General features: G+C 32.9%; 2 protein-coding genes. Both read left to right on the forward strand.

Translation table 11 applies throughout. From position 1 onward, the window contains the following. Window positions 1–44 precede the first annotated feature (44 nt). Window positions 45–533, forward strand: a complete 489-nt coding sequence (locus tag CCAND38_RS01440) for a 5' nucleotidase, NT5C type (protein WP_231549988.1) — start codon at window positions 45–47, stop codon at window positions 531–533. 22 nt (window positions 534–555) lie between these two features. After that, window positions 556–1,485, forward strand: a complete 930-nt coding sequence (locus CCAND38_RS01445) for a CAP domain-containing protein (RefSeq protein ID WP_082023519.1) — start codon at window positions 556–558, stop codon at window positions 1,483–1,485. Window positions 1,486–1,774: the final 289 nt, after the last annotated feature.

The following is a 1,774-nucleotide window of genomic DNA, read 5'->3' on the forward strand; positions in this document are numbered from 1 at the left end:
TAATTGTTATTAGCATTCAACAAAAATACAACTTTATTCCCTGATTGTCAAATTTTTATACCATCATACTTTTTAAAACACGACCACAAATTTTATATATTGATATTGACAATGTCTTAGTTGATTTTGAAAGTGGATTAGAAAAAATTGACGAAGAAACATTGAAAAAATACGAAGGTTGTTATGATGAAATACCTGGAGTGTTTGCACTGATGAAACCAATGGAGGGGGCTGTTGAAGCGGCTCACCAATTAGCAGAAAAATATGATGTTTATGTGCTTTCCACTTCTCCTTGGTTAAATCCGTCAGCGTGGAGTGATAAATTGAAGTGGATTCAGTGCTATTTTGGAAAAGACCCAAATAGTATATTCTATAAACGATTGATTTTATCAAGCCACAAAAACCTAAATATGGGAGCAATTTTGATTGATGACCGCCTAAAAAACGGAACTGACAAATTCCAAGGTAGGCACATACATTTTGGGACAGAAAAGTTCCCCGATTGGAAAAGTGTATTGCAAGAGTTGATGTAAGTTGCATTTAAAAATCATACAAATGAAACATTTATTTTTTAAAATATGTATACTCATAGTTTTTCAAAATATGGCTATGGGTCAGGAGATAGCAGACCTAATGAAAGAGTTGTATGTTAAAGAGCCAAGTCTTAAAACCTGTGAGTGTGGTGAATTAAAAGAAGATATAAAGCAAAAAGCCTTAGAATATGTCAATGCCGTACGAGCATTACACGGACTTGAAAAAGTAACTTACAACCACGAAAAACAAAAAGAAACGCAGTGTGCTGCATTTAGCATTGTAGCTAATAAAAATATGACGCATTACATAACTCCTAAAGCAAGATGCTACACCATAGATGCCGCCAATGGAGCAATGAATAGTAATTTATTCTGGAGTAGTCTTTACTATCCTGCCCATGCTTTTGTGTTATTTTTAATTGAAGGTTGGATGGATGAAAAGGGGAGTAATTCAGTAGGGCATCGTCGTTGGATTTTAGATCCTTTTATGAAAAAAATAGCCTTTGGGGTAGCCGCGGACTATCAAAGTAGATCAGCAGGAGCATCACTATATGTCGTTGATAGAGGTAGAAAGTCAGAAAAATTAAAAAATCAGAATTTACAATTTATAGCGTATCCTTACAAAAAATATCCAGCACATCTATTTCCAAAAGATGCGTATCTAAGTTTTTCAGTGATTGCAGACAAAACAAGTCGATTTGATGACAACCGTGAGGTTGATTTTTCTAATGCGATAATTTCAGTATTGCATCAAAATGAAAAGTATATAGTTTCTGATGTGTCGTATGACAACGAAGGAGCAGGAGTAGCTAATTCCATTCAATGGAAAGTTGAAGGACTTGAAGAAGGAAAAGCATACACCGTGAAAATCCAAAATGTAAAAGTCAAAAACGAAACAAAAAACTATCAGTATCAATTTACGATAGACCCCAATATGAGAATAAAATTGTAAGAAATGGAGCAAAATAAAGGTTTATAGAATATTAAGAAACTGAAAATCAATAACAAAATGAACGCAATACAAATTTTCGTACTGATATTGCTCTTGTATTTTTTTGACTGATTTTGGTTTGCAAACCAAAATCAGTCAAAAAAATACAAGAGCAAACAATGGAAACAGGCTCTAAAAGCCTGTTTAAATTTTATTGAGTAAAATTTGGTCGTGTTTTAAAAAGTATGATGGTATAAAAATTTGACAATCAGGGAATAAAGTTGTATTTTTGTTGAATGCTAATAACAAT

This window comes from Capnocytophaga canis (assembly GCF_000827555.1).
GTDB lineage: Bacteria > Bacteroidota > Bacteroidia > Flavobacteriales > Flavobacteriaceae > Capnocytophaga > Capnocytophaga canis.